Annotated in this window: 21 protein-coding genes and 1 pseudogene; 14 read left to right on the top strand and 8 right to left on the bottom strand. The window is 40.8% G+C overall.

The window, feature by feature from the left end:
- Positions 1 to 41 precede the first annotated feature (41 nt).
- Together mtr and PR808_RS15630 are read right to left on the bottom strand one after the other, a co-directional pair.
- Entirely contained in the window at positions 42 to 1,286 is a 1,245-nt protein-coding gene (gene mtr / locus PR808_RS15635; protein WP_206082281.1) for a tryptophan permease, read from the bottom strand.
- 151 nt (positions 1,287 to 1,437) lie between these two features.
- Positions 1,438 to 1,875 (bottom strand): nucleotide triphosphate diphosphatase NUDT15, encoded by a 438-nt coding sequence (locus PR808_RS15630; protein WP_206082280.1) that lies wholly within the window; start codon positions 1,873 to 1,875, stop codon positions 1,438 to 1,440.
- A 165-nt stretch (positions 1,876 to 2,040) separates the two neighbouring features.
- Between PR808_RS15630 and fruK the strand changes: the two genes are divergently transcribed.
- The gene (gene fruK / locus PR808_RS15625; protein WP_206083006.1) at positions 2,041 to 2,976 is read left to right on the top strand and encodes a 1-phosphofructokinase; all 936 of its coding nucleotides are present in this window, start codon (positions 2,041 to 2,043) and stop codon (positions 2,974 to 2,976) included.
- Positions 2,977 to 3,026: 50 nt separating this feature from the next.
- Here the strand turns inward: fruK and PR808_RS15620 are convergent, their stop codons facing one another.
- The 4 genes and pseudogenes from PR808_RS15620 to PR808_RS15605 all read right to left on the bottom strand — a co-directional run bounded on the left by PR808_RS15620 (position 3,027) and on the right by PR808_RS15605 (position 5,758).
- Complete coding sequence (locus tag PR808_RS15620; protein WP_272539619.1) at positions 3,027 to 3,341, bottom strand: HigA family addiction module antitoxin; 315 nt, start codon at positions 3,339 to 3,341, stop codon at positions 3,027 to 3,029.
- Positions 3,341 to 3,595 (bottom strand): annotated as a pseudogene (locus tag PR808_RS15615) (type II toxin-antitoxin system RelE/ParE family toxin); the annotation flags it as partial. The pseudogene PR808_RS15615 and the gene PR808_RS15620, both read right to left, overlap by 1 nt.
- Positions 3,596 to 3,735: 140 nt before the next feature.
- Complete coding sequence (gene nfo, locus PR808_RS15610; RefSeq protein ID WP_272539618.1) at positions 3,736 to 4,581, bottom strand: deoxyribonuclease IV; 846 nt, start codon at positions 4,579 to 4,581, stop codon at positions 3,736 to 3,738.
- A gap of 97 nt (positions 4,582 to 4,678) precedes the next feature.
- Positions 4,679 to 5,758, bottom strand: coding sequence for a YeiH family protein (locus PR808_RS15605; RefSeq protein ID WP_272539617.1), 1,080 nt, complete (start codon positions 5,756 to 5,758; stop codon positions 4,679 to 4,681).
- A gap of 191 nt (positions 5,759 to 5,949) precedes the next feature.
- Here PR808_RS15605 and yieE point away from each other — a divergent pair, with 191 nt between their 5' ends.
- The 8 genes from yieE (at position 5,950) to dld (ending at position 18,388) form a co-directional block, all read left to right on the top strand.
- Positions 5,950 to 6,813: a DNA-binding transcriptional regulator YeiE gene (yieE, locus tag PR808_RS15600; RefSeq protein ID WP_272539616.1), complete on the top strand. Its 864-nt coding sequence runs from the start codon at positions 5,950 to 5,952 to the stop codon at positions 6,811 to 6,813.
- Between the two features lie 305 nt (positions 6,814 to 7,118).
- Positions 7,119 to 8,609: an amino acid permease gene (locus PR808_RS15595; RefSeq protein ID WP_206082275.1), complete on the top strand. Its 1,491-nt coding sequence runs from the start codon at positions 7,119 to 7,121 to the stop codon at positions 8,607 to 8,609.
- Positions 8,610 to 8,855: 246 nt separating this feature from the next.
- The gene (locus PR808_RS15590) at positions 8,856 to 9,992 is read left to right on the top strand and encodes an ABC transporter substrate-binding protein (RefSeq protein WP_206082274.1); all 1,137 of its coding nucleotides are present in this window, start codon (positions 8,856 to 8,858) and stop codon (positions 9,990 to 9,992) included.
- 19 nt (positions 9,993 to 10,011) lie between these two features.
- Positions 10,012 to 11,106: a FecCD family ABC transporter permease gene (locus PR808_RS15585; protein ID WP_206082273.1), complete on the top strand. Its 1,095-nt coding sequence runs from the start codon at positions 10,012 to 10,014 to the stop codon at positions 11,104 to 11,106.
- Positions 11,100 to 11,888, top strand: a complete 789-nt coding sequence (locus PR808_RS15580) for an ABC transporter ATP-binding protein (protein WP_206083004.1) — start codon at positions 11,100 to 11,102, stop codon at positions 11,886 to 11,888. The genes PR808_RS15585 and PR808_RS15580 overlap by 7 nt, the downstream gene beginning before the upstream one ends.
- 284 nt (positions 11,889 to 12,172) lie before the next feature.
- A complete protein-coding gene (locus PR808_RS15575; RefSeq protein WP_272539615.1) occupies positions 12,173 to 14,170 on the top strand; it encodes a ligand-gated channel protein in 1,998 nt (665 codons plus the stop codon).
- A gap of 598 nt (positions 14,171 to 14,768) precedes the next feature.
- Positions 14,769 to 16,151: an APC family permease gene (locus PR808_RS15565; RefSeq protein ID WP_206082271.1), complete on the top strand. Its 1,383-nt coding sequence runs from the start codon at positions 14,769 to 14,771 to the stop codon at positions 16,149 to 16,151.
- Between the two features lie 497 nt (positions 16,152 to 16,648).
- Positions 16,649 to 18,388, top strand: a complete 1,740-nt coding sequence (gene dld / locus PR808_RS15560) for a D-lactate dehydrogenase (protein ID WP_206082270.1) — start codon at positions 16,649 to 16,651, stop codon at positions 18,386 to 18,388.
- Positions 18,389 to 18,446: 58 nt separating this feature from the next.
- On the opposite strand, the gene sbcB is transcribed toward dld, so the two are convergent.
- Positions 18,447 to 19,874 (bottom strand): exodeoxyribonuclease I, encoded by a 1,428-nt coding sequence (gene sbcB / locus PR808_RS15555; protein ID WP_206082269.1) that lies wholly within the window; start codon positions 19,872 to 19,874, stop codon positions 18,447 to 18,449.
- 336 nt (positions 19,875 to 20,210) lie between these two features.
- On the opposite strand from sbcB, the gene PR808_RS15550 reads away from it, so the two are divergent.
- Both PR808_RS15550 and tmaR read left to right on the top strand, forming a co-directional pair.
- Positions 20,211 to 21,494, top strand: coding sequence for an MFS transporter (locus tag PR808_RS15550; protein WP_272539613.1), 1,284 nt, complete (start codon positions 20,211 to 20,213; stop codon positions 21,492 to 21,494).
- Between the two features lie 124 nt (positions 21,495 to 21,618).
- A complete protein-coding gene (gene tmaR / locus PR808_RS15545; protein ID WP_004253179.1) occupies positions 21,619 to 21,951 on the top strand; it encodes a PTS system regulator TmaR in 333 nt (110 codons plus the stop codon).
- A gap of 57 nt (positions 21,952 to 22,008) precedes the next feature.
- On the opposite strand, the gene PR808_RS15540 is transcribed toward tmaR, so the two are convergent.
- On the bottom strand, positions 22,009 to 22,698 hold the full coding sequence (locus PR808_RS15540) for a helix-turn-helix domain-containing protein (protein ID WP_272539612.1): 690 nt from the start codon (positions 22,696 to 22,698) through the stop codon (positions 22,009 to 22,011).
- 207 nt (positions 22,699 to 22,905) lie between these two features.
- Here PR808_RS15540 and PR808_RS15535 point away from each other — a divergent pair, with 207 nt between their 5' ends.
- From PR808_RS15535 to PR808_RS15525, 3 genes are read left to right on the top strand one after another with little or no spacing between them, the layout of a single operon-like run.
- Complete coding sequence (locus tag PR808_RS15535) at positions 22,906 to 25,236, top strand: molybdopterin-containing oxidoreductase family protein (protein ID WP_206082266.1); 2,331 nt, start codon at positions 22,906 to 22,908, stop codon at positions 25,234 to 25,236.
- A 2-nt stretch (positions 25,237 to 25,238) separates the two neighbouring features.
- Positions 25,239 to 25,787 carry a 4Fe-4S dicluster domain-containing protein gene (locus PR808_RS15530; protein WP_225818851.1) on the top strand — a complete coding sequence of 183 codons (549 nt, stop codon included), beginning with the start codon at positions 25,239 to 25,241 and terminating at the stop codon, positions 25,785 to 25,787.
- 2 nt (positions 25,788 to 25,789) lie between these two features.
- Positions 25,790 to 26,608 carry a dimethyl sulfoxide reductase anchor subunit family protein gene (locus tag PR808_RS15525; RefSeq protein ID WP_206082264.1) on the top strand — a complete coding sequence of 273 codons (819 nt, stop codon included), beginning with the start codon at positions 25,790 to 25,792 and terminating at the stop codon, positions 26,606 to 26,608.
- Positions 26,609 to 26,649 lie beyond the last annotated feature (41 nt).

Raw genomic sequence — 26,649 nt, 5'->3', positions numbered from 1 at the left:
GAAATAATATAGCCCCGCAGGGCTATATTAAGAATGGCAAATTAGTAAATAGGGAGTAGACCAGCTAAGGACATGATGTGCGCAACGGCGTTGATTAAACCAAATAAAATAACAAAACCGATAATAAACATGCCTCCAGGTGCTTTATAGCTATTATTTGGGTAACGTCTACGACTTGCTTTTGCCATCAATGCAGGGACAATCACAGCCCAAATTGTTGCAGCTAATCCAGCAAAGCCAATAGCATAAATAAAGCCATTAGGAAAAATCAGTGCTAAAACGGTTGGTGGCATAAAGGTGACTAAAATAGATTTCAGTCGGCCTTGCTTATCATCAGAGAATTTAAAAAAGTCAGCAATAAAATCAAATAAACCTAATGACACACCTAAGAAAGAACTTGCTAAAGCCATATAGGAAAACAGATTCAAAAATTGGGAAATAAAGCTGCTTTGTGTAGAAATATTCATCTGAGCCAGTAGTGCATCGATATTGTTACCATTTTCTCTGATTTCAATGAATGAAGAGCGTGGAATGTTTCCTTGAATCGCATACTGCCATAAGATGTAAATAACAACAGTAATGATGGCACCGTAAGTTAAGCTTTTCACTACACTACGACTGTCTTTATTATAATATTTCACCAGCCCAGGCACGTTACCATGGTAACCAAATGATGTTAACAAATAAGGCAGCGCAGCTAAGGCATAAGGTAGATATTGTGTTTCGTTTTGCTCTACTTGGTTAAATAAAATTGCGGGCGAAGCCGTTGAGATCATCCCACCAATTGACATGATAAAGGTAATAACCATCCCACCAATTAAAATGGTACTTAACCTATCCACTGCACGGGTAGATAACCAAACAAAGAATGCAACAATGAATGCAAAAACTAACCCCGCTCCAGCTTGTGGAATCTGAATATGTTCTGCTAAGTTTGCGGTAATAATTGAACTGCCTGCAGAAATATAAGCGTAAGTTAGAATATACAGGACGAAAGTCACTGATAAGCTATTAATGGTGTTCCAACCAGTGCCGAGTAAATCTTTTACTATGGTGTGAAAACTAGCACCCGCTGGATAATTCATATTCGCTTCTAAAATCATTAGCCCAGAAAGTAACATACAAATAAAAGTATAAATTAGCAGGATAACTGAGCCTGAAAACCATACGCCAGAAGTCACCATTGGAATTGAAAACATGCCTGCACCAACAGCGGTACCTGCAATGATCATTGCGCCTCCTAATATAGAAGGGCTTTTTGGTTGTGTTGTCCCATTAACGGCCATGGTGGCTCCTAATAAATTGTTTCACTGTACTAGCTAAATGATACGGTAGTGGCGAAGTCTTGTAAACAACGAAAATAAAATAAACTGAACAATTTGAAAGGGATGGTGAATAAACATACAAATTAATCTAATTTGTATGTTTTATGGGGTGTTAAATAGATTGGTTGTAAAAGCGCTGATTTAGCCAAAGATTGATTGCGTTACGACTTGCCTCAAAATGCGGTTCAGGCAGGGAATTAGGAGAAACCCACATAAGACTTTCACATTTATCGATTTCCATGATTTGCGGTTGTTTATCTCCGTTATATTCAACATGCATGCAAATGGAAACGGTATGTTTACCTTCTTGCTGATAGGTTTGTAAGTTATTGCTGATACCAAATACAGAAGGTGTGGTGATATCAATGCCAATCTCTTCTTTTATTTCCCGAATAGCACAGGCTTCGAATGTTTCACCTGGATCGACATGACCACCAAAAATAGACCAATAGGGTGCATGTTTGCTGCTACGTTTACCTAGTAAAATCTGCCCTTGTTTATTGGTGATAATGACACCGACGCCAACGACGACGTTAATTGACTGAGACATATTTTCTCCCATTTATTTTCATTTTTAGCGTGAGAATTTTGCCATGGGGTCTGAGAAAAACAAGCAGGAAAAAGTATAAATAGCACTGAAAACAACACGTTTTAATGTTATAACTATGGCATACATCTAATGACATGATAATCATGATAAGGGAGATTAGTGGTTATGACTCGCCGGGTTGCTACAATTACATTAAATCCTGCTTACGACCTTGTAGGGTTGTGCTCGTCTATTGAAGTGGGTGAAGTTAACTTAGTCAAAACCGCTAGCCTGAATGCCGGAGGGAAAGGCGTCAACGTGGCGAAAGTGCTGCGTGATCTGGGCATTGATATTACTGTTAGTGGTTTTATGGGAAAAGATAATCAAGAAGAATTTCAACATTTTTTCAGTGAAAATGGTATGGCAAACCGTTTTAGTATGGTGCCTGGACGCACGCGTATCAATGTAAAGCTCACTGAAAATGATGGGAAATCAACTGATTTTAATTTTTCTGGCTTTGATGTGAGTAAAGAAGACTGGAACCGTTTTTCAACTGAATCACTAAATTGGTTAGGTCATTTTGATATGGTCGTGGTGAGTGGAAGCCTACCCAATGGGATTGACCCTGAGGAATTTACCCGTTGGATGACTCGCTTGCGCCAATTGTGTCCATGCATCATTTTCGACAGTAGCCGTGAGGCATTAAAAGCGGGCTTAAAGTCTTCTCCTTGGTTGGTAAAACCTAATCGCCATGAATTAGAAAGTTGGGTGGGCCGCAAACTGCCTGATTTAAAAGATGTGATTGCTGCGGCTCATGAACTAAGAGATAAAGGCATTTCTCACGTTGTAATATCATTGGGAGAAGAAGGAGCATTATGGGTTAATGCTTCGGGCTCTTGGTTAGCTAAGCCGCCTCATTGTGAGGTCATCAGCACAGTAGGGGCAGGCGATTCGATGGTTGCTGGCCTTGCTTATGGGCTGCTCAATGGTGAATCAAGCGAGCACACATTGCGGATGGCAACTGCAATTTCAGCGTTATCAGTTTCACAAGCGGATGTCGGTTTAAAGAACCGCAGTAAGTTAGCTGACATGATGGCTAAGATTGAAATGAAGTCGTTGTAATTTTTGAACATTTGAAAAGAAACCCTGCGTTATTCACGTGGGGTTTTTTGTTAGTGTTTAGACGTTGATTGTTGTGGTTGCGGCAGATTTTCGAATAAAACAACCCCTGAGATATCGATTTTATCTTCGAGTAAGCGTAAATCGCAATGAGTTTGTAGCCGTAGCCAAAACTCGGGGTTACTACCTAAAGCCGCTGAAATACGGATCGCGAGAGCAGGGGGGAATGCAGTTTTTCCTGAAAGAAAGCGGGAAATAGCCGCGAATGTGACACCAATATTTCTGGCAAATTGCTGAACTCCAGCGCCTAAGTCATCTAAGATGTTTGCAACCATAATACCGGGATGGGTAACAATAACCTGTTTCATTAGTGGCAGTCCTCTAGACTTAAAATGTAAGCATCGCCATTAATGAACTCAAATGTAATACGCCAATTTGCACGAACAGTAATTGACCAAATATTGACTCGGTCGTCTTTTAATTGATGAAGGTTAAATGTGAAAATATTTAAATCATCAATAAAGTTTGCGGAATCAATAGCCCGAAGCCTATCATTTATACGTAAAGAATCTTTAGGGGAAATACCTGAAAGTGTCCATTTTTCAAATGGTTGCTTTAGTCCTTTGTGTTTAAATTATTTAATCATATCACCTTCCGTTACGTGACTTGTAACACCTTATTAGGGTGTTACAAGCTGTGCAACATAAAGGTGAGCTAAGCAAATAGAAATGAGCCCTAAATTTTAATAGGACTCTATCAATGTTAGCTATTTTGCTGCGATTTCAACCATGCAATTTCTTGTGACCAGATGTCTGGGTTGATCGTTTCTAAAATCAGCGGGATCCCATCAAAACGGCTGTCTTGCATAATATACGTGAATGGCACAAAACCAATATTACCTTCACCTAAGCTGTGGTGGCGGTCAACGCGGCTGGCAAATTCGCTTTTAGCATCGTTCAGATGCATGCCTTTTAAAAATTCAAACCCCACAATCTCTGAAAACTGCGTAAATGTTTTATCGCAATCTTCAATCGTGCGTAAATCATAGCCTGCGGCAAAGGCATGGCAGGTATCAATACACACACCCACACGGCTTTTATCCTTTACGCCTTCGATAATTTTTGCGAGGTGTGTAAAATCAAAGCCTAAGTTAGTCCCTTGTCCTGCGGTATTTTCAATGACAGCGGTGACACCTTCGGTTTCGGCTAACGCAATATTAATTGACTCAGCAATACGTGCTAAGCAATCATCCACCTCAATTTGTTTTAAATGACTGCCCGGATGGAAATTCAATAAATCAATGCCAAGTTGTTCACAACGCTGCATTTCATCAATAAAGGCAACTCGTGATTTTTCTAAAGCTTCAAATTCAGGATGGCCGAGATTAATTAAATAACTGTCGTGGGGCAGAATTTGGTGTTTACCATAGCCGTATTTTGCACAGTTTGCTTTAAACTTTTGGATAACCTCTTCACTCAATGGTGCCGCTTTCCATTGACGTTGGTTTTTAGTGAATAATGCGAATGCCGTTGCATTAATCTCATGGGCGCGAATAACGGCTTGATCAACGCCGCCAGAGGCGCTGACGTGTGCTCCAACATATTTCATTTTTGACTCCTTTTTATGGAAGTATGCCATTAATATGCGCACAAATGAAATCAACAAAAAAGCCGCTTAATAAAGCGGCTAAAGTCGGAGGTACATATTAAAAGATATTTTGTATCAGCAGATTAATTAATAAACCACCAATGATTAACCAAGCAAATAAAATCAGTGCCATTAATAATGGTTTAATACCTGCTTGTCGAATTGCGCTTACATGGGTGGTTAAACCTAATGCCACCATAGCCATAGCAAGTAAAATCGTATCTAACGCAATGATTTGTTGGACTAATGCTTGTGGTAGTAAATGTAATGAGTTAAACCCTGCCACTAAGATAAAGAACACGGCGAACCAAGGGATAGTAATTTTGCTTTTTTCTGTTGAATTGCCACTTTTGGCCGCCGCTTTACGGCTTAAAAATGCAGATAAAATAATTAAGAATGGTGCAAGCATCATAACTCTAATCATTTTTGCGATAACTGACGCATTTTCTGCATCAGTCCCAATAGTATGACCAGCGGCAACCACTTGCGCGACTTCATGCACTGTTGAGCCAATATAAATGCCGAATGTTTCTTGGGTCGCTGGGAACCAGCCAAAGTGCGCATTTAATTGGTAAATCCAAGGGTAAACAAAGATACAAATTGTGCCGAAAATGACGACAGTAGAAACCGCAACAGCGACTTTGCTAGCTGACGCTTTCACAACAGGCTCTGTTGCCATAACCGCTGCTGCACCGCAAATACTACTGCCTGCGCCGATCAAAATGGTTGTTTCCTCATCTAAACCAAAAACTTTCTTTCCTAGCCAGTAGGCTAATAAGAAGGTTGATGTTAGGGTCAATGCATCAATAATAACGCCAGTGGCACCGACATCAGTAATTTGTTGGAATGTTAAACGGAAGCCATAAAGGATGATCCCTGCACGTAAAAAATAGTGTTTGGCGAATTTGACACCAGTATCACAAGATTTACTTGCTGTTGGGTAAAAGGTGTTACCTACAACAATCCCCAATAAAATGGCGAGTGTTAACGCACCTAGACCTATATCCATAAACCATGATTGTTCACCAAGGTAGATGGCGATAGCCGTTAAAATACCTGCTAACAAGAGCCCTGGTAATAATTTCAAAACAGGGTGAAAGCTATTTTGATTTAGGGTGTGAATGTCGCTTTTATCCATGATAATGCTCTTTATTGCTGCTTATATGATTTGGTAATAAGCATATAATAAAAAATATAATAATTTAAATTGATTGTTTATATATAATCTATCAAAAAAAGTGATTATAAGTTTCTTCTGGAATATTGCTAATAAATCATTAATATTAACAATATTATTACAACGACTAAAAACACGTTGGGGCGACCTTTATGCGAATAACACTTAGGCAACTTGAGGTTTTTACAGAAGTATTGAAAAGTGGCTCCACGACGCAGGCATCTCAATTATTAGCGCTGTCCCAATCAGCGGTCAGCGCGTCGCTAACGGATTTAGAAGGTCAACTTGGCGTTCAGCTTTTTGACCGTGTGGGTAAACGACTTGTTACAAACGAGCATGGAAGACTTCTTTATCCCAAAGCATTAGCTTTATTAGAGCAAGGGGCAGAAGTTGAGCAATTATTCAAAAAAGAGATGGGCGCAGTGCGTCTGGCGGCGAGTACCACAATTGGTAATTACATGTTGCCAGAGATCTTAGCGGGTTACCGCCATGACCATCCTGATATCCCTCTAGAGCTTTTTATTAGTAATACTGAAGAAGTTATTAAAGCGGTGATGGAATTTCGGGTGGATGTGGGACTTATCGAAGGGGTTTGTCATAGCCCTGAATTGATTTCGAAACCTTGGTTGAAAGATGAGCTGGTTGTTTTTGCTTCACCACAAAACCCATTAGCAAACAAAAAGGTGTCATTAAAAGAACTTAAAGACGCACCATGGATTTTACGTGAGCGCGGTTCAGGAACGCGAGACGTGCTTGACCAACTGCTATTTGCACATCTACCAGGTTTCCATATCTTAATGGAACTGGGCAATTCAGAAGCAATTAAACATGCAGTGCGTTTTGGGATGGGCATTAGCTGTTTATCAAGAAGGGTGATAGCCGAGCAACTAGAAAATGGTACTCTAGTTGAGCTTGAGGTAGACGAACTTCAATTAGAAAGAACGTTGTATTTGATTTATCACCGTCAAAAGCATCTTTCGAGTGCGATTACTAATCTTCTAGCCTACTGTAATTAAAAATCCTCGTTATCTTTTAACTTGCCGCGTTGTTGGCTGCAATCGACTATCCAAGTCACATACTGATGTATGCTCCTTGGGTAGTTTCATATGCCGCCTAGCAGCAAGCCAAAATATTTAGAGGATTAGAGACGGTATTTCTTTATTAAAAGCCACGGTTTAATTTTTTGGCAATAACGCGTTTTACTTATAATTCTGCGTGAATTATGAAGGTATCTTATAACAGTGAAGAGTTACTTAGTTCTCACAGCCTATTTTGCTAGAATTCACTCGATATTGGCTGAATAATAAAATACAGGGAACAAATGTCAGAACAACATACCAATACTATCACGCAAGACCGACCACAAAAGTTGCGCCGTGAATTAAAAGCGCGTCACCTTGCGATGATTGCTATCGGTGGCTCTATCGGTACCGGTTTATTTGTGGCATCGGGTGCAACCGTTGCACAAGCAGGCCCCGGAGGGGCACTACTCTCTTATGCCATCATCGGCTTAATGGTCTATTTCTTAATGACGAGCTTGGGCGAATTGGCTGCCTATATGCCAGTTTCAGGCTCATTTGCTACTTATGGTGCAAAATATGTTGATGAAGGTTTTGGTTTCGCATTAGGTTGGAACTACTGGTACAACTGGGCGGTAACCATCGCAGTTGACCTCGTTGCCGCACAATTGGTGATGACCTATTGGTTCCCTGATACGCCTGGTTGGATTTGGAGTGCTATATTCCTTGCTATCATTTTCTTATTGAACTTTATTTCTGTTAAAGGTTTTGGTGAAGCAGAATATTGGTTCTCGCTGATCAAAGTCACCACCGTAATTATTTTTATCGTTGTGGGCGTATTAATGATTTTTGGCATCATGAATGGGGCCGAAAACGCAGGTTGGCATAACTGGGAAATTGGTGATGCGCCATTTGCTGGTGGTTTTTCTGCCATGATCGGCGTGGCAATGATTGTCGGGTTTTCCTTCCAAGGTACTGAGTTAATTGGTATTGCAGCGGGTGAGTCAAAAGACCCTGCTAAAAATATTCCTAAAGCGGTACGTAAAGTATTCTGGCGTATCCTGTTGTTCTATATTTTTGCCATCTTAATTATTAGCTTGATCATTCCTTATACTGATCCTAACTTGCTACGCAATGATGTTAAAGACATTAGCGTGAGTCCATTTACTTTAGTATTTGAAAATGCAGGGTTATTATCAGCAGCGGCAGTCATGAATGCGGTTATCTTAACCGCGGTATTGTCTGCGGGTAACTCAGGTATGTATGCATCAACCCGTATGCTGTATACCTTAGCGCGTGAAGGCAAAGCGCCGCGCATTTTTGCTCGGTTATCAAAAGGTGGCGTACCACGTTATGCATTATTAGCCACGACGGTTGTTGCGGGGCTGTGCTTCTTAAGTTCCATGTTTGGTAACCAAACGGTCTATCTCTGGTTATTGAATACCTCAGGGATGACAGGCTTTATTGCATGGTTAGGGATTGCTATCAGCCATTACCGCTTCCGTAGAGGGTATATTGCACAAGGTAAAGACTTAAATGACTTGCCATATCGTTCTGGTTTCTTCCCAATTGGGCCAATTTTTGCCTTTATTTTGTGTTTAACAATAACACTGGGCCAGAACTACCAAGCCTTCTTAGAAGATAATATTGATTGGATTGGTGTTACAGCGACGTATATTGGTCTCCCACTCTTTTTAGCCATTTGGTTTGGTTATAAAATTGCCAAGAAAACAACCTTTATTCGCTATAAAGATATGAGTTTTCCAAGCTACCGCGAGAATTTAAATAAATAATCGATCATTATTTATGAGTTGAATAACAGCATCCTTTATAGGGTGCTGTTTTTTTGTATATAGCGCAATAAACCCACGATTTGCGGGTTAGTTCTTCTAAATGTTTTGCTTTTCGAGGTAGCTCACACAATTCCATTCGCTATACCCATTATTAAATCAATAATCGTATTGATAAGTATTCTTATTTGCTTTATTGTTACCGCATTAAAATGTAAGTCAATGAGTTTAATTGTGGAGCTTAATACTATGTCGTCGGTAGCCAAGAAGTCAGTAGCTAGGTCGGTAGTAAAGGGAATAGGTTTAGCGTTATTAGCCAGTGCCAGTTTGAGCGCGTGGTCAGCAACAGTGACTGACATGGCGGGAAGAACCGTTGAAGTACCCGATAATGTTAACCGTATTTTACTTGGTGAAGGCCGCCTATTTAGTGCGGTTGCTCTACTTGAAGGCGACAAGCCGATTGAACGTATCGTAGGGTGGCAAGGGGATTTGCGTAAATTAGACCCACAAACTTATGCGGCTTATAAAGCCAAGTTCCCTGCGATTGACAATATCCCATTGATAGGTAATACCAGCGCAGACAGCGTCAGCTCTGAAAAAGTATTAACCTTAAACCCAGATATCGCTATTTTTGGTTTATCAGGCCACGGACCAGGTAAAAACAGCGAATTAGTCAATCAATTGGAAAAGGCAGGGGTGCCTGTTGTTTTTGTCGATTTCAGAGACAACCCATTAGAAAATACCCTACCAAGTATGCGTTTATTAGGTAAAGCACTAAACCGTGAGCAAGTGGCAAATAAATATGTAGATTTTTATGAAAGAAACCAAAAAATTGTCACGGATATCACATCAAAAATCCCAGAAGACAAAAAGCCAAGTGTCTTTATTGAGTTACGTGCAGGCGCCTTTGAAGATTGTTGTGGCACCGCAGGTGACGGTAATATGGGTAACTTTATTGACTTAGCAGGTGGTAAAAATATCGCGAAAGGTGTTTTACCTGGCGCATTAGGCACTATGAATTTAGAGAAAATCATTGCTGCAGACCCGAATATTTATATTGCAAGTGGCGCAAAAGCACCAGGCAGTAAAGATGCGGGCGTACAATTAGGCGCACAAAGTACATTGCAAGATGCTAAAGAAAGTCTGAAAAAGATCACAGATCGTAAAGGCATTCGTTCATTATCCGCCATTAAAGATAAGCAAGATTATGCTATCTGGCACAATTATTATAATTCACCCTATAACGTCATTGCGACACAAGTTTTCGCCAAGTGGTTCTATCCTGAGCAGTTTTCAGGCCTTGATCCACAAAAAACACTGGAAGAATTGCACAGAGAGTTTCTTGCTGTAGAGCCAACTGGTGTATATTGGGTTAGCGAAAAGTAATGAGAGTAGGTAAGAATTAATGAGTATTACAAGCGAGCCAATAGCGGCGGTGGAACAAGCCGCTAAACAGGCTGATGATGGTGTGAAACAACATTATCAAAATATGTTGCGCCGTCGTTTTACATGGATAGTGGTAATTATTGCGGCAATTTTATTGTCGCTGGTTATTGATTTTACGTTAGGACCATCAGGCCTATCCTTAGAGCGATTATGGCAAACCTTGATGACGCCAGAAGCCGTAGATGCAGGGACCCGTGTGATTGTATGGGATATCCGTTTACCTTACGCCTTGATGGCGGTGGTCATCGGTATGTCTCTGGGGTTAGCGGGTGCAGAAATGCAGACCATATTGAATAACCCATTAGCGAGCCCATTTACACTTGGGGTTTCTAATGCGGCGGCGTTTGGTGCTGCACTCGCCATTGTGTCGGGGATTGCGATCCCAGGCGTTCCTGACCAATGGGTGATTTCAGCGAACGCATTTATTTTTGCTTTATTAGCGGCATTAATGTTGGATGCCGTTACTCGCTGGACGCGCGTTGCAACATCAGGCGTTGTTTTATTTGGTATCGCGTTAGTATTTACCTTTAATGCATTGGTTTCGATGATGCAATTCATCGCCACAGAAGACACATTACAAGGCCTTGTGTTCTGGACGATGGGAAGTTTATCAAAAGCAACATGGGTGAAGTTAGGTGTAATGGCGCTGGTTTTTGCACTGATTTTCCCGATTGCTATGATGAGCTCTTGGAAATTAACAGCATTAAGGCTGGGTGAAGACAGAGCGATTAGTTTTGGTATTGATGTCCGTCGCTTAAGACTGACTACCTTATTACGGATCAGTATCTTATCTGCGTTAGCTGTGGCATTTGTTGGGCCGATAGCGTTTATTGGTTTAGTTGCGCCGCACATTGCACGTTTGATTTTTGGTGAAGATCACCGCTTTTATTTACCTGCAAGTGCATTAATTGGTGCGTTGATATTATCGATGGCTTCAATTGCCTCGAAGAACATTATCCCTGGTGTAATTATTCCTGTGGGTATTGTCACCTCATTAGTAGGGGTACCGTTCTTCCTAAGTATTATTTTACGTCATCGAGGTAACGTATCATGAGTGGCCTGATTATTAACCAATTTAATGCGGGCTACCCAAAACGCGCAGTGATTGAGAACCTGACGACGGATGTGTTGCCAAGGGGCAAAATCACCGTATTGCTTGGCCCAAATGGTAGCGGTAAATCCACCTTATTACGTTCATTGGCAGGGTTAAACAAAGCCACGGGGCAATTACTGTTGGATGGCTTAGATCTTACGCAGCAAAATTTTGCCCAGCGTGCACAAAATGTGGTGTATTTACCCCAAACATTACCCGCAGGTGTGCACCTGTATGTTTTAGAGTCGGTGATTGTTGCCCAGCGCGCTTCTGGCGGTTTAAGCAATGAAAACCATAAAGACGAAGTGATGCACTTATTGCGCCAATTAGGTATTGAACATCTGGCGTTAAGTTATTTAGACCAGCTTTCAGGTGGGCAAAAACAATTAGTGGGTTTGGCTCAATCGTTAATTCGCCAACCTAACTTATTATTATTGGATGAGCCACTGAGTGCACTGGATTTAAATTATCAATATCATGTTATGGATTTAGTGGCGAAAGAAACTAAACGCCGAAATATTATTACTGTCGTGGTCGTTCACGATATTAATATTGCATTGAAACACGCAGAACATGTATTGATGTTAAAACAAGGCAAATTAATTGCACAAGGTGAACCTGCCGAGGTGATTACGCCAGAAAGTCTTGCTGAGGTCTATGGTGTAAGAGGGCGCATAGAACGCTGCTCTCAAGGTGTACCGCAAGTGTTGATTGATGGGCTAGTGGATAAACTCGCCAGTTAATTTGTGATTAATAATAAATATGCTTGTTATTCTGCAAGCATATTTAATAATCCACAGGAGCAGAAATAAAAAAGATTATTAAATATTTACTCGCAGAAATTAATTAATAAAGATTAATTACCCACAGGAAATTTAATTGTATTAGGAAATGGTTTTTACCATAAATTTCCTATGGGTATTTATTATCCAAATAATAAAAATAATCATAATTATTAGGTTCAAAGAAACCAATGTTGAGCATATCAATTCATATATAAAACAGAATATTTCTTGGAGAGTTGGGAATGGTTGTTTTTAATAAAAGAAAAGTGGCGATTTGCATTATTGCTGCCATCGCTGCATCACCTGCATTTGCTGATGATAGTAAAGATAAAATCTATGTGACAACAGCATCAGGTTACCAACAGCAAATTGAAGATGCACCAGCATCAATTTCTGTTGTGACGCGCGAACAACTTGAAACGAAAGCTTACCGTGATGTGACGGATGCGCTAAAGGATGTACCTGGCGTGTTAGTGACAGGTGGTGGCAGCAGCTCAGATATTAGTATTCGGGGTATGGATGCAAAATACACCATGATCCTGATCGATGGCAAACGTGTCGATACACGCAGCACACGTCCAAATAGCGATAATTCTGGCGTAGAGCAAGGCTGGTTACCGCCATTGCCAGCAATTGAACGTATTGAAGTAGTACGGGGACCAATGTCCTCCCTTTATGGTTCGGATGCGATTGGCGGTGTTATCAATATTATCACGCGTCGTGTACAACAAGAGTGGACAACCAGTTTACGTGCAGATACCACAATTACAGAACGTAAAAATTCAGGTAATACTGGGCAAGGGAGTTTCTATACATCAGGGCCACTAATTGATGGTCTATTAGGTGTAAAACTGAATGGTCAATATTCTCACCGTGGCGAAGATAAAAATGAAGGTGGTTTTAATCGCCAAATTATGACGAGTGGCGGCGGTACATTGTCTTTGACGCCAGATGAGCAAAATACATTTGATTTAGACTTTAAAAAAGATAATCAGCACCGTGACTCTCGATTTGGTTATTCAAGACCAAGTACATCCAAGGAAGCGAATCTTGAAAAATTTGAAAACACCCATGCAGCCTTAACCCATTACGGTGTCTATGATGGCATCTCTACTGATACTTATATTCAGCATGACGAATCTAAGAATATTGGTCGTAAGATGAAAGCACAAGATACGATTATCCGTAATCAAAGTGTCTTTTTATTGGGTGACCATAGTTTAAGTTTAGGTGGCCAGTATCGTAAAGAAAAATTAGAAGGCAGTGATAATAAACTGGCTGCAACTCATGGTGCATCAAATGAACGTGATAGATATAGTTGGGCTTTATTTGCTGAAGATGAGTGGTTAATGACCAATGACTTTGCGCTAACGGGTGGTCTTCGTATGGATAAAGACGAAAACTATGGTACGCATTGGACACCACGTGTTTATGGTGTATGGCATGCAGATGAACAATGGACAATTAAAGGTGGTGTTTCTACGGGGTATAAAGCGCCTGATTTACGCCAATCTTCAGCAAGTTGGGGGCAGGCAACAGGCGGAAATGCAGGGAATGCAGTTATCTATGGTAACCCTGATTTGAAACCAGAAAAAAGTATCACAGAAGAGATTGGGGTAATTTGGAATAACCAAGACAACATTACTGCGGGCATTACTATCTATAATACGGACTTTAAAGATAAAATTACTGAAGTTAGACGTTGTGAAAAAAACAACCCAAATCTAAGAGAATGTAGTGTTGATCTCGATGGCCCTGGTGATAACGGTAAAGATCCATACAGATTTATTAGCGATAGAAAAAATGTGGATAAAGCCAGAATGCGTGGTGTTGAGTTAACATTTAATTGGGGTATTTTAGATAACTTAGATTTTGCAGCGAACTATACTTACACAGACACGGAACAAAAAAGTGGTGTAAATAAAGGCAAACCTTTGAATAAACAGCCTAAACATATGGCAAACACGACCTTAACATGGGAAACAACCGAAGATTTGCAAACTTGGACGCGCATGAACTTCCGTGGCAAAACCTCAGACTATCAAGGCCGTGGTGAAAAAATGAGTAATGGTACACCATCATATGCTTTGTTTGATTTAGGTGCGAGTTATCAATTAAACAAAAACGCAAATTTAGTTGGTGGTATTTATAATGTATTAGATCGCCGCGTTGATAATGCGAATTATGGCGCAGAACTCGAAGGTCGACGTTATAATGTCGGCATCAACTATAATTTCTAAGACAACTATTTATCGTTGTTGACTAAAACCCTTTGGTTTGCGCCAAAGGGTTTTTTGTATCTCGTCAAATACAGCCGTTAAAATAAATAAAAGTGGTTTTTGGGGTAAGAAAATAATGGGAAAAACGCAGTTATTAGTTACCTCGCCAAAATAGGATAAACCATCAAAATTTCTCATCGGAAATAGGGCTATTTGTTAACAATTTAACTTGCTATTTGGGGTTATGGCGTGCAAAATGCGCGAACTAAAAAATAACTGATGCTCAATAAACTTAAGCATCGGTTTTTTTGTTTTTAGGAACGTTCATTCTAGCGGGGCCGGACATAGAGCCGGAGAGATAATTTTAATATTTACGTGTAGCAAACATTTTACGCTACCGATTTGAGGAATGCTTTTATGGCTTACTTTTTCGCTATCGCAGCAGGGCCAAGCGGCCGTCGTTGCCGCATCGATGACTACGGAGCTCCGCGCAGCTTCGCACACACTCTTCTAACCTCTTCTACGTTTTTTTCTGCCTATAGGCAGATGCAAAGTCTTCCCAGTAACTGTCGATTAAGCCGAAGTAGCTTGCAATCGAAAGTTATGGGAGGGCTTAGACATGCCAAATAATTCAATACCTTTATCCATCGGTCCAAACCAAACTGGCGCCAATAACCGCGTGCAACTTGCGAAAACCTTAACCTTGGTGCAAGTCGTGATGATCGGTCTGGCATACATCCAGCCAATGACTATCTTTGATACATTCGGCATGGTATCGGACAAAACAGGTGGACACGTCCCGACTTCATACATTATTGCACTGGTTGCGATACTGTTTACTGCTCTGAGCTACGGCAAGCTGGTGAAACGCTTCCCATCTGCTGGCTCGGCGTATACCTATGCTCAAAAATCAATGAGCCCACACATTGGTTTCCTTGTGGGTTGGACATCATTGCTGTCCTATATTTTTATGCCAATGATCAACATTTTATTGGCTAAAATTTATTTACAAGACATTTTCCCTAACGTGGAACCCGCGATATTTGTTGTCGGCCTTGTCATTGTTATGACCGCAGCAAACTTACGTGGTATCAACGTGATTGCTAATTTAAGTACGGTTATTGCGATTATTCAAATCGGTGTGATGGCAGTATTTACAGGGCTGGTGATCCACGGTGTTTCTAACGGTGAAGGTTCGGGCGAAATTTGGACATTCAACCCATTTGCCAATGAAAAGACGGAAATGATCCCATTGATTGCTGGGGCAACCATACTCTGCTTCTCATTCTTAGGCTTCGATGGTTTAAGTTCACTATCGGAAGAAACGCCAAACGCAGGTAAAGTGATCCCTCGCGCCATTTTCTTAACGGCATTAATTGGTGGAATTATCTTTATCACGGTTTCATTCTTCTTACAGCAATACTTCCCAGACGTATCACGCTTTAAGAATATCAATGAGACGCAGCCTGACATTATGCGCTTTGTTGCTGGGGCATTCTTCCAGTCAATTATTCTGGTTTTCTCATGCGTAACAGTATTGGCTTCTGGTATGGCTGCTCACGCAGGAAGTGCGCGTTTAATGTACGTAATGGGTCGTGATGGTGTATTCCCAGAGAAAGTATTTGGTTATGTCAGCCCGAAATGGCGTACTCCAGCGTACAACGTATTAATGGTCGGTGTTTTAGCATTAGGTGCAATCTGGTTTGAAATGGATTTTGCGACCGCGTTAATTAACTTCGGTGCATTAATCGCGTTTACCTTTGTAAATATTTCGGTGATCAGCCAGTTCTTTATTCGCGAACGCCGTATGACAGGTATCAAAAACATTGTTAACTATTTGATTTTACCTATTATCGGTACACTAACAGTATGTGTTTTATGGTTAAATATTGAAGAAGATTCAATGGTTTACGGCTTGATTTGGACGGCTGTTGGCTTAATCTATATGGCAGTATTGACGCGTATGTTTAAGCGGCCTATGCCGCAAATGAGCGACATCTAAATATATTCTTCATATTTCACGCTGTAGCGGTGTTGCGTTCTCAAAACGACATGGGTCACATACTTGTGTATGCTCCCCATGATCGTTTGGCTCCGCGCCTTGCTACAACGCGAACTATTTTGAATATACAGGGTGTAAGAAAAACAGAATAGACTCCTCATATTTCACGCTGTCGTTGCGTTCTCAAAACGACATGGGTCACATACTTATGTATGCTCCCCATGATCGTTTGGCTCCACGCCTTGCTACAACGCGAACTATTTTGAATATACAGGGTGTAAGAAAGATAAAATATATTCTTTATATTTTGCGTTGAGAAGTCGTTCAAATCAGTCCGAAATTAAAAATAGCGCCTTAGGCGCTATTTTTTTGCCTGTTAAGAAATTTTTAAGATAAAACGTGTAGCCTATTAACATCATAATGTTATGTGATATTGTTGTTAGCACTAATATTGCATAACTCATAATCAACATGAATTCGAGTAAGAAGGCGCGCACATGAAAGATGCACAAAAACCTGAGAATCAACGATTATTACTCACACTCAGGAACATTGTTGGTAAGAAAAATATTCTCACTGAGCCACACAAAACAGAACGTTACCGCAAAGGGTTCCGCTCCGGCACTGGAGATGCGATTGCGGTTGTGTTTCCAACCACCTTGCTAGAGCAATGGCATGTATTCAAAGCCTGTGTAGAAGCCGATAAAATTGTTTTGATGCAAGCTGCAAATACAGGACTGACTGAAGGCTCGACACCAAGTGGTTATGATTATGACCGCGATATCGTGATTATCAGCACATTGCGATTAAACCAAATTCAAGTGCTTCCCGAATTTAACCAAGTGGTTGCCATGCCAGGCAGCACCTTATATGACCTAGAAAAAATCCTTAAACCCCTTGGGCGTGAGCCGCACTCTCTTATTGGTTCCTCCTGTATTGGCGCATCTGTTGTTGGGGGAATTTGCAACAGTTCAGGTGGCTCATTAGTGCGCCGTGGCCCTGCGTATACCGAGCTAGCGTTGTATGGTCGTGTTAATGATGATGGAAAGGTTGAGCTAGTTAACCATTTAGGGATTGATCTAGGTAATACACCAGAAGAGATTTTAACCAACTTACAAAACCGTGGTTATAGTAGTGAAGATGTGCAAGTTAGTGATAAATTAGCGTCCGACCATGAATATGCTGAACGTGTGCGGGATGTTGATGCTGATTCGCCATCGCGTTTTAATGCTGATGAACGTCGCTTATTTGAAGCGTCAGGGTGTGCGGGTAAATTGGCCGTATTTGCGGTTCGCTTGGATACTTTCCCAGCGGATAAAAAAACGCAGGTTTTTTATATCGGCTCAAATAACCCAGATGTACTGGAAGATATTCGTCGCTATATTTTGAGTGAATTTAAAAATCTGCCAGTTGCAGGTGAATATATGCACCGCGGCTGCTTTGATATCGCGGAAATATACGGTAAAGATACTTTCTTAATGATTGATAAATTTGGCACCGATAAAATGCCAATGTTCTTTACTATTAAAGGGCGTATTGATGCTGTATTAAATAAAGTTCCTTTTTTACCGTCTAATTTAATTGACCGCACAATGCAGGTGCTTAGCAAATTATGGCCATCGCATTTACCACCTCGAATGAAAGAATTTCGTGACCGTTATGAGCATCATTTAATGCTAAAAATGGCAGGGGATGGAATTGATGAAGCAAAAGTTTGGCTAAAATCTTATTTTGCACAGGCAGATGGTGGCTATTTTGAATGCACTCCAGAAGAGGGAGCAAAAGCCTTTTTACATCGCTTTGCGGCGGCAGGTTCTGCGGTTCGTTACCATGCGGTTCATAATAAAGATGTCGAGGATGTATTGCCGCTGGATATCGCATTACGCCGTAATGATAGGGATTGGTTTGAAAAACTCCCCCCTGAAATTGAAGATTTATTAGTGCATAAATTGTATTGCGGTCACTTTATGTGCCACGTTATGCACCAAGACTATGTTTTGAAAAAAGGGGTTAACCCGAAAGACCTAAAAGAAAAAATGTTAGCTTTATTGGATGAACGTGGTGCGCAATATCCTGCGGAGCATAACGTTGGGCATTTATATAAAGCGCCACCGCAGTTAAAGTCTTTCTATAAAAATGCAGACCCGACTAACACAATGAACCCAGGTTTAGGAAAAACCACTAAGCGTAAACATTGGGAAGGAGATTGTGGTTGCGGTCAATCAGGTGAACACTAGTCTAAATTAATGTAAACCTAAAAATGGGCAGAGAGTTTCTATTCTGCCCATTTCTTATTTAACTCGCTAATTCCATCGCATAATTGACCAACGCTTTTAATTGCTGACAGCGTTTTTCATCATGTTGATGTTCTTCTAATAAGAATTGTATTTGTTGCATATATTCCGTTAATCGAGCTTCGCTGAAATAATCACGGCGATGTTGCAGCCAGCGTTGCTGTTCTTCGAAAGATAACGTTGCTGGGTAATTACGCGCTTTATAACGGAAAAAGAGTTCTTTCATCCGCTTATCTTCAAAACTTAAATCTAATGCAGGTAAGTTTTGTGGTGGGGTTTCACGAATGATGTCCATGGTGGAGCGGTCTGATGGACTAAAAAAGCCATTATATATTTGTGCATCCACATCATCTGAAACTTCAAATTGTTGTGGTTCACTAAATAACTCAATGAGTTTATTACGGATATCGGGGGTCTTACGCAAAATCTCTAAATTGCGATGACAAAGATCCCTATCTAACCCTGTACGTAGTGCATCTTCATCACGTAATGTTTTTTCAGGGGCTAAAATTGGGCATTTATTGATGTGCACTAATTTTACAGGAACGGGAAGCTCACCGTTTAGCTCAGATTTAGGTGTGTATAAACGCTCGCGTAGTTCTTGGGTATTTAAGGTTAATAATGGCGAAATATCCGCGGATAAATCACACATAATGACCGCATTGCGGTTTTCAGGATGCCAAGCAAGCGGGGCGACTAAGCTCACATAGGAACGCAATGCGCCAAACATACCAGAGACATGTACTAAAGGTTTTATTTCCACAATATCAATAAGTTGGCTTACCTTGTTTTTATTGCGTAGTTGATAAAAATAATCAAACATACGTGGTTGAGCCGCTTTAAGTAATTTTGCCATGCTAATTGTTGCAATGACGTCTGACATTGCATCATGGGCATTCTCGTGGGAAACGCCATTGGCTTTTGTTAAGTGCTCTAAGCGCATGCTTGGCAAGCCGTCATCATTTTCAGGCCATTCAATGCCTTCAGGACGTAGCGCAAAACAAGCACGCAGCGGGTCAAGTAAATCCCAACGTGAATTATTTTGTTGCCAGCTGTATGCGTAGGGGTCGTAAAAATTACGGTAGAGAATATTGCGAGTGACTTCATCATCAAAACGAATATTGTTATAGCCCATAATACAGGTGTTAGGCACACTAAAAGCGTGATGGATGCGTTTAGTAAACTCCGCCTCGTTAACGCCTTGGGCTAATGCTATTTGTGGGGTGATGCCTGTGATCATCACAGCCTCTGGCTGCGGTAAGTAATCATCCGCGGGCGCGCAGTAAAACACTTCAGGTTCTTCAATAATATTAAAGTCTAAATCAGTGCGCACACCTGCAAATTGGGCTGGCCTATCAAGTGCAGGGCGTTTACCAAAAGTTTCGTAATCATGAATAAAGAATGAGGGTTGTTTTTTATTATCTTGCAACGTTATCACCGTTTGAATTGTGCGCATTTAAATCTGATAGTGGAGTGCCTTCAGACTCACTATTTTATATAAATCAATGATACCCTATCTATTATCAAAGCTAAACCAAGGCCATCTGAAATAGCAGGTAAATTAAATTGAATATCAATAAGGTATTTTCTGTGTCAGAAAGGGGTACTATTAGGTTATAGCGCGTGAAATGTTATGTTCATCACATAAATAAATTGTTAACGTTAACATTGGTGATTAACATCACAAAGTAATTGTTTTTGAGTGGGAATTGAAAAATGTTAACCTTAACATTTACCAAAAGTAAATTAATAATAGGTGATTAACATGAATAGCAGTGCAAGGAAATACTATGCGTCATTGAGCGCATTGTTGTTTTTTTTCTTTTTTACATGGTCATCTACATTTTCAGTTGTCGCCATTTGGCTGCGTAAATATGTTGGCTTAGAAGGGGCGGACACAGGGTTTATCTTTGCCTGTATTTCAATTGTGGCGTTATGTGCTCAGCCATTGTACGGCTTCTTGCAAGACAAATTAGGGTTACGCAAAAACTTATTATTATTTATTGCAGTTTTACTGATTGCATCTGGGCCATTTTTTATGGTGTTCGGGACATTATTACACTGGAACATAGTGATTGGCAGTATTGTTGGTGGGTTATTTATTGGTATGACGTTCCATGCAGGAATAGGTGTTCTTGAATCTTACACCGAGCGTGTAAGTCGACAACGTAATTTTGAATATGGTAAGGCGAGAATGTGGGGGTCTCTTGGTTGGGCGGCCGCGACGTTCTTTGCAGGGCGCAACATTAATATCGACCCTGACTATAATTTTATTATGGCTACAGTATCAGGTGTACTTTTCTTAATCATTCTATTAAACCTTAAAAGTGCGAATGCAGATGCCTATAATAATTTAGAACATGGTAATTCGTCTGCTATTACATTGCGTGATGCACTGCAACTTTTTGCTTTACCACGTTTTTGGGCGTTAATACTATTTGTATTAGGCACATGTATTTATAGTGTGTATGACCAGCAATTTATGGTGTATTTTTCGCATCAATTCCCAGATGAAAAATTAGGGAATGAGATGTATGGTTATCTGAATTCATTGCAAGTATTCCTTGAAGCTGGTGGGATGTTCTTAGCGCCATTCATTGTTAACCGAATAGGTGCTAAAAATGGATTACTATTTGCTAGCTCAGTTATGGCATTACGGATTATCGGCTCAGGTTTAGTCGAGGGACCTGTTCTTATATCCGTTATGAAATTGCTACATGCCGTTGAGTTACCTATCTTGCTGGTGGCAATTTTCAAGTATAACAGCCACCATTTTGATAAACGCTTGTCCTCAACACTTTATTTGGTTGGGTTTAGTTGTGTGAGCTCGGTGGTTGCTAGTGTGTTATCACCATTGGCAGGATGGGGGTATGACAAAATTGGTTTTGCGCAGACCTATTTGATTATGGGGATGTTTGTGGTCATCACAACGATATTGTCTGCTTTTTGTCTTAGAAATGATAAAACTGATGATATAAAGCTTAGTCTTAATGAGAAACCAGCAAAGTTAAACCAACATAATCAAGAAATACAGGTGGAAAAAGCATAACCCAATGATCTTTTTCGAGAGATTAAATCAATAAATATGTGAAACTGACTTGTAACGTAAGGCGATTAGATTGTATTGTGTAATGAGATTATGCGTTTTGAATATTGACTAGAGGGTTTTAAACATGGACAACGCTAACAAGCCGTCTTTCCAAAATGTTCTGGAATTTGTGCGTATGTTTCGTCGCAAAAATAAAATTCGTCGTGAAATTACCGATAATGAGAAAAAAATTCGTGATAACCAGAAGCGTGTTTTATTACTGGATAATTTAAGCGAATATATTAAGCCTGGTATGTCAATTGAAGACATTCAGGCGATTATTGCCAATATGCGCAGCGACTATGATGACCGTGTTGATGATTATATTATCAAGAATGCAGAATTGTCGAAAGAACGCCGCGAAATTTCTAAAAAATTGAAAGAGATGGGCGAACTGCCACGTATTGACGTAAAATAGAATAAATGAGCCGAGTTTATCTCGGCTTTTTTGTCAGTTTTTAATCGACAAGAAAAATTATAATGTGAGTGTTTTTACCTGCTTAATGAGCGCGTTCGCTAACCGCTCCATTTCTGTTTTATCAATAAACCCCATCGTAACGGCTGCCGCGATTAAATCCCCACTCTGACTAAATACAGGGCAGGCGATAGACTGTGCACCTGGGATCCCTTTTGTGGGTTCATAACGAATCGCATAACCTTGGTTAATGACTTTATTGAGTTCATCTTGCGAATAATCATCACACACAAATTGCTTATCAAAAGCCGCATAGATTAGACCCGCTGCACTTTTGACTGTGGGCAATGGAGTATTTGGTAAGAAATCAATTTCGATATTTTTAAAACTACGGTTGTATTTAACCAGTGATAACACTTTTCCAGAGCGCAATGCAACACCCGTTGAAACGTTTTGTTCATCACGAAATTGAACCAAACTGTTATTGATAACCTCAATAAAAGACCCTTCAGGCTCCACAAAATTCGCTAAAAAAGTGAGGTTGCGCCCTAATCCATAACGGCTCGTTTGTGTATCTTGATAAAGCATTTGAGTACGACAAAGGGATACCAAATATTTATGTAAACGGCTTTTGGATATTTCACAACCTTTGGAAATATCTGCAGCTCGCGCTATCCCGCCATTTTGGGCAATAAAATTCAGAATGCTTACAGCGATATCAACAGAATTAACACCTTGCAGGGTAGACATACATAAACCTCATTTTAACAAGTTCATCTATTTTATCATGAGTCACGGATCCCTGCTAATAACTGAAGATATGGATAGTCTAATCATTAAGAGGTAGATATTTAGTACCTATAAATAATAGCAAATTTTGATTAGCCTCAAGTTCACTATTAATGAGTAAGGTATATATATAGTGTACTTCTAAAAGCAATGTCGAGGTTTATTATAATGAAAACAATAAATGAATTACGCCTAAAACGCCGAACACTCCTAAAAGGACTTGGTGTTATTGGATTGGCGTCTATCACACCGTGTTCTTTTGCGCAGGGAAACAATAACCAGCCTCTGCCAAAAGTACGATTAAGGTTATCTGACTACAAAACTTTCCGTTCAACGTGTGCAATGGAGTGCTTACACTGCAACTTAACAGCGTATACTTACCAGGGTAAGTTGATGAAAATACAGGCAACTGAGGGCTTTAATGTCAAATGTTGTTTACGGGGAATGAGTCGAACAAAATGGGTATATCACGACCAGCGTATCACGACGCCGTTATTACGTGTAGGAGAGAAAGGTAAAGCTGAATTTAAACCGATTAGCTGGGATGAAGCTCTTGATCTAATAGAAAAAAATATTCGTGACACTATCGCTAAGTATGGTAACGAAGGGTTATTTATCTCTACCCATGCGGGAAACATGGACTCCATTAAAAATGATATGGGCAAGGCATTTTTTGATTACCTAGGCGGCTCAACAAAACAAGCGGGTTCTTTGTGTTGTTCGGCGGTAACAGCGGCAATGATCCCAATGGTGGGATTACGATACGCTGACACGCGAGATACGGTGGCGGATAGTCGTTATATTTTGTGTTGGGGAAATAATCCCGCGGTAACCATGCAGGCGTACTTTAAAAACTATAATCAAGCACGGAAAAATGGTGCGCGACTCGTGGTCATTGATCCGAGATTTAATGAGACTGCAGCAAAAGCAGATGAGTGGATCCCTATCATTCCTGGAACCGATACTGCGTTAGCACTTGGAATGATTAAAATTATCATTGAGGAAAATCGTATTGATGAGGGTTTTCTTCGTGCACACACTGGCGCTGTGTATTTAGTGGATGAGAATCAACAGCAACTTAGGCAAGACGCCCAAGATCCTGATAGCTATTTGGTGTTTGATATTCTCAGTCAGCAACTTGTTCGCCATGATTCAGCAGGGATTAAACCTGCATTATTTCAGCATGAATTACCTAGTCAGTTTAGTTATACCACCGTTTTTGAGCAAATTTATCGACAAGCGAAAGAGTGGGATATCGCACGAGTCAGTGCAGAAACAGATGTGCCTGCCGAAACTATCGTGCGTCTTGCGCGAGATTATTCCTCGATTACGCCATCAATGATTGTGCAAAACATGTCTGGAGCACAGCGTACAGAGCATGGTGCATATGTGGCTGCAAGCCAGTTTTACCTTGCTTTGCTAACAGGGAATATCGGTAAACGCGGTGCGGGTGTCTGTGATGCAGGCGGTGCAAGACAGATGGCTAAATTTAGTCCCATTGTTCCTCCTGCACCGAATGCAAAAAATATCCCACCCATTCCAGTGGCAAAAGTCGGTGACTATATCGTGAATGAAAAACCGCATCCCATTAATTTTTGGTGGATTATGACGATGGGGGTAATGACACAATTACCCAATACCAACAAAGTGCGGGAAGCGCTGAAGAAAGTTCCTTTTGTTGTTGTTGCTGATAATTTAATGAGTTCAACGGCGTTATATGCAGATTTAGTCTTGCCAGTGACGACGATTTTTGAAGATACCAGCCTGATGGCAGGGGTACGCAGTCAATATGTCCAATTGATGGAAAAAGCGGTTGAGCCAGTTGGGGAAGCAAAGCCTGATTACTGGATTTTTGCTCGTTTAGCGGAGCGCTTCGGGTTTGGTGAGGTGTTTAATAAGCCGATTGAACATTATATCGATGCTTGCCTTGTAGGCTCTGGCATTACGCGTGAAATGTTAGAAAAAGGCCCTGTAAGACCTGTTGAAGGTGATTGGATCCCATTCAAGGATGGTGTATTTAGAACGTCGACTAAAAAAGCCCATTTCTTTATTGAGGATTGGCAAAAGAAAAATTTTTCACCCGTGGTGGCTTATTATCAAGTGAAAGAGTCAGTGAAGGGATCCCCCGAACTGGCTAAAAAATATCCATTAATGGCAGTGCAACGTAAGTTAGCACGCAGTGTTCACTCTAGTCATGGGATGAATGAATGGATCCTCGAAGTACAACGTAATCAACCCAATGTGTTAATTCACCCTGAAGACGCGCAAATTCGTGGTATTAAAAATGGCGAATGGGCGGTAACGTTTAATGATAGAGGGGAGCATCGAGCGATAGCGGTGGTCACGACGCACATTAAAAAGGGTGTTATTTCTCTCGATAATGGCTGGTGGGAACAGCAAGGAGGGAGTAGTAGCCATGTGACAAATGACCAAGTGGAACATTTAGGAACAGGCCATTGCTGTAATAGTACGCTCGTTGATGTCAGAAGGGAGGCATAATCATGGTTAAGCAATATGGTTTTTTAATCAACACAAAAGATTGTTATGGCTGCCGCACTTGTTCTATGGCATGTAAATCAGAGAATGTCACTCCTCCTGGCGTTTTATGGCGCCGTGTTCGTGAGTTCAATGATGACTCACCGAATACACAGGCATTTATTACGATGTCGTGTAACCACTGTGATGACCCACAATGTTTAAAAGTTTGCCCAGCGGATACCTACACTAAGCGTCCTGATGGAATTGTGGTACAAGACCATGAAAAATGCATCGGTTGCCAAATGTGTATCATGGCGTGTCCATACCATGCCCCTGTTTTTGACCCTGCGGAAGGGAAAACCAGTAAGTGTAATATGTGTGCTGAGCGTTTAGATGAGGGGTTATTACCTCGATGTGTTGAGTCTTGTCCTACAGGTGCAATTGAGTTTGGCGAAATTTCTGAACTTCGTAAAAAACATACGACAAACTGGGCAGTATTGGAGAAACGCTACAATATGCCAGATCACACAATCAGCCAGCCAAATATTGTGATTATTGGAATGGAGGACTAATCATGAATATTCATCATATGGAGCTCCCATTGGTATTTTTTACTGTGATGAGTCAGTGGGGGATCGGCGCAGTACTTGCATTGACGTTGTACCAAATGAAAGTTAGTACGGAACATAAACTCGTCGGTAAATCCCTGCGTACCGCGGTGATAATTATTTGGTTAATTGAAGTGGTGGGTTCATCTATGTCTATGGGACATTTAGGGGTGCCGTTAGAAGCTTATCGTTCAGTACTTGGACTAAGCCATTCATGGCTAAGTCGAGAAGCAGTTACATTTGTCTTGCTTAATGGTCTAGTCACGCTTTGGGCACTTTCTTGTTGGTTACAACCAACGGTAAATATACGTAATATCGTGCTGGGCTGGTTAAGTGGTATCGGCGGACTAGCCGCAATTCTTGTCACTGCTCAAGTCTATTACCAGATGGTTGCTCATCCGCTTTGGCATAGCTCAGCAACACAAATTGCTTTTATTGGTACTGCAATCGTATTAGGCTTCGTTTCTATCACACTGTTTGTTCAAGCTTTAGCAAAGCCTGTGCCAAAAGCTATTAAAGTCGGTGTGTTATTAGGGGTCATACTTGTCTTAATATCTCAAGTTATCCGATCGCAAATACCAGCAAGCCAAGGAGAAAGCTATCTCTTATGGTGGCAAGTGGTAATGAGCATGGTTTTACCTTGTGCGATAGCTGTTAGAGGGGGCAAAGGTAAAGTGCCATCAGTACCACTACTTATAGCATTGATGGTGGTTATGTTTAGTGGCGAGCTAGCCGGTCGCGCATTGTTTTATGGTTCGGTGATGATCCAAGCACCTTGGTTCTAAAAATCCTCGTCATATTTCGTGCTGTGGCGTTGTTGGCGTCA

The sequence above is a fragment of the Providencia sp. PROV197 genome (assembly GCF_028479625.1).
Lineage (GTDB): Bacteria > Pseudomonadota > Gammaproteobacteria > Enterobacterales > Enterobacteriaceae > Providencia > Providencia vermicola.
This window is presented reverse-complemented; position numbering and strand designations above follow the sequence as displayed.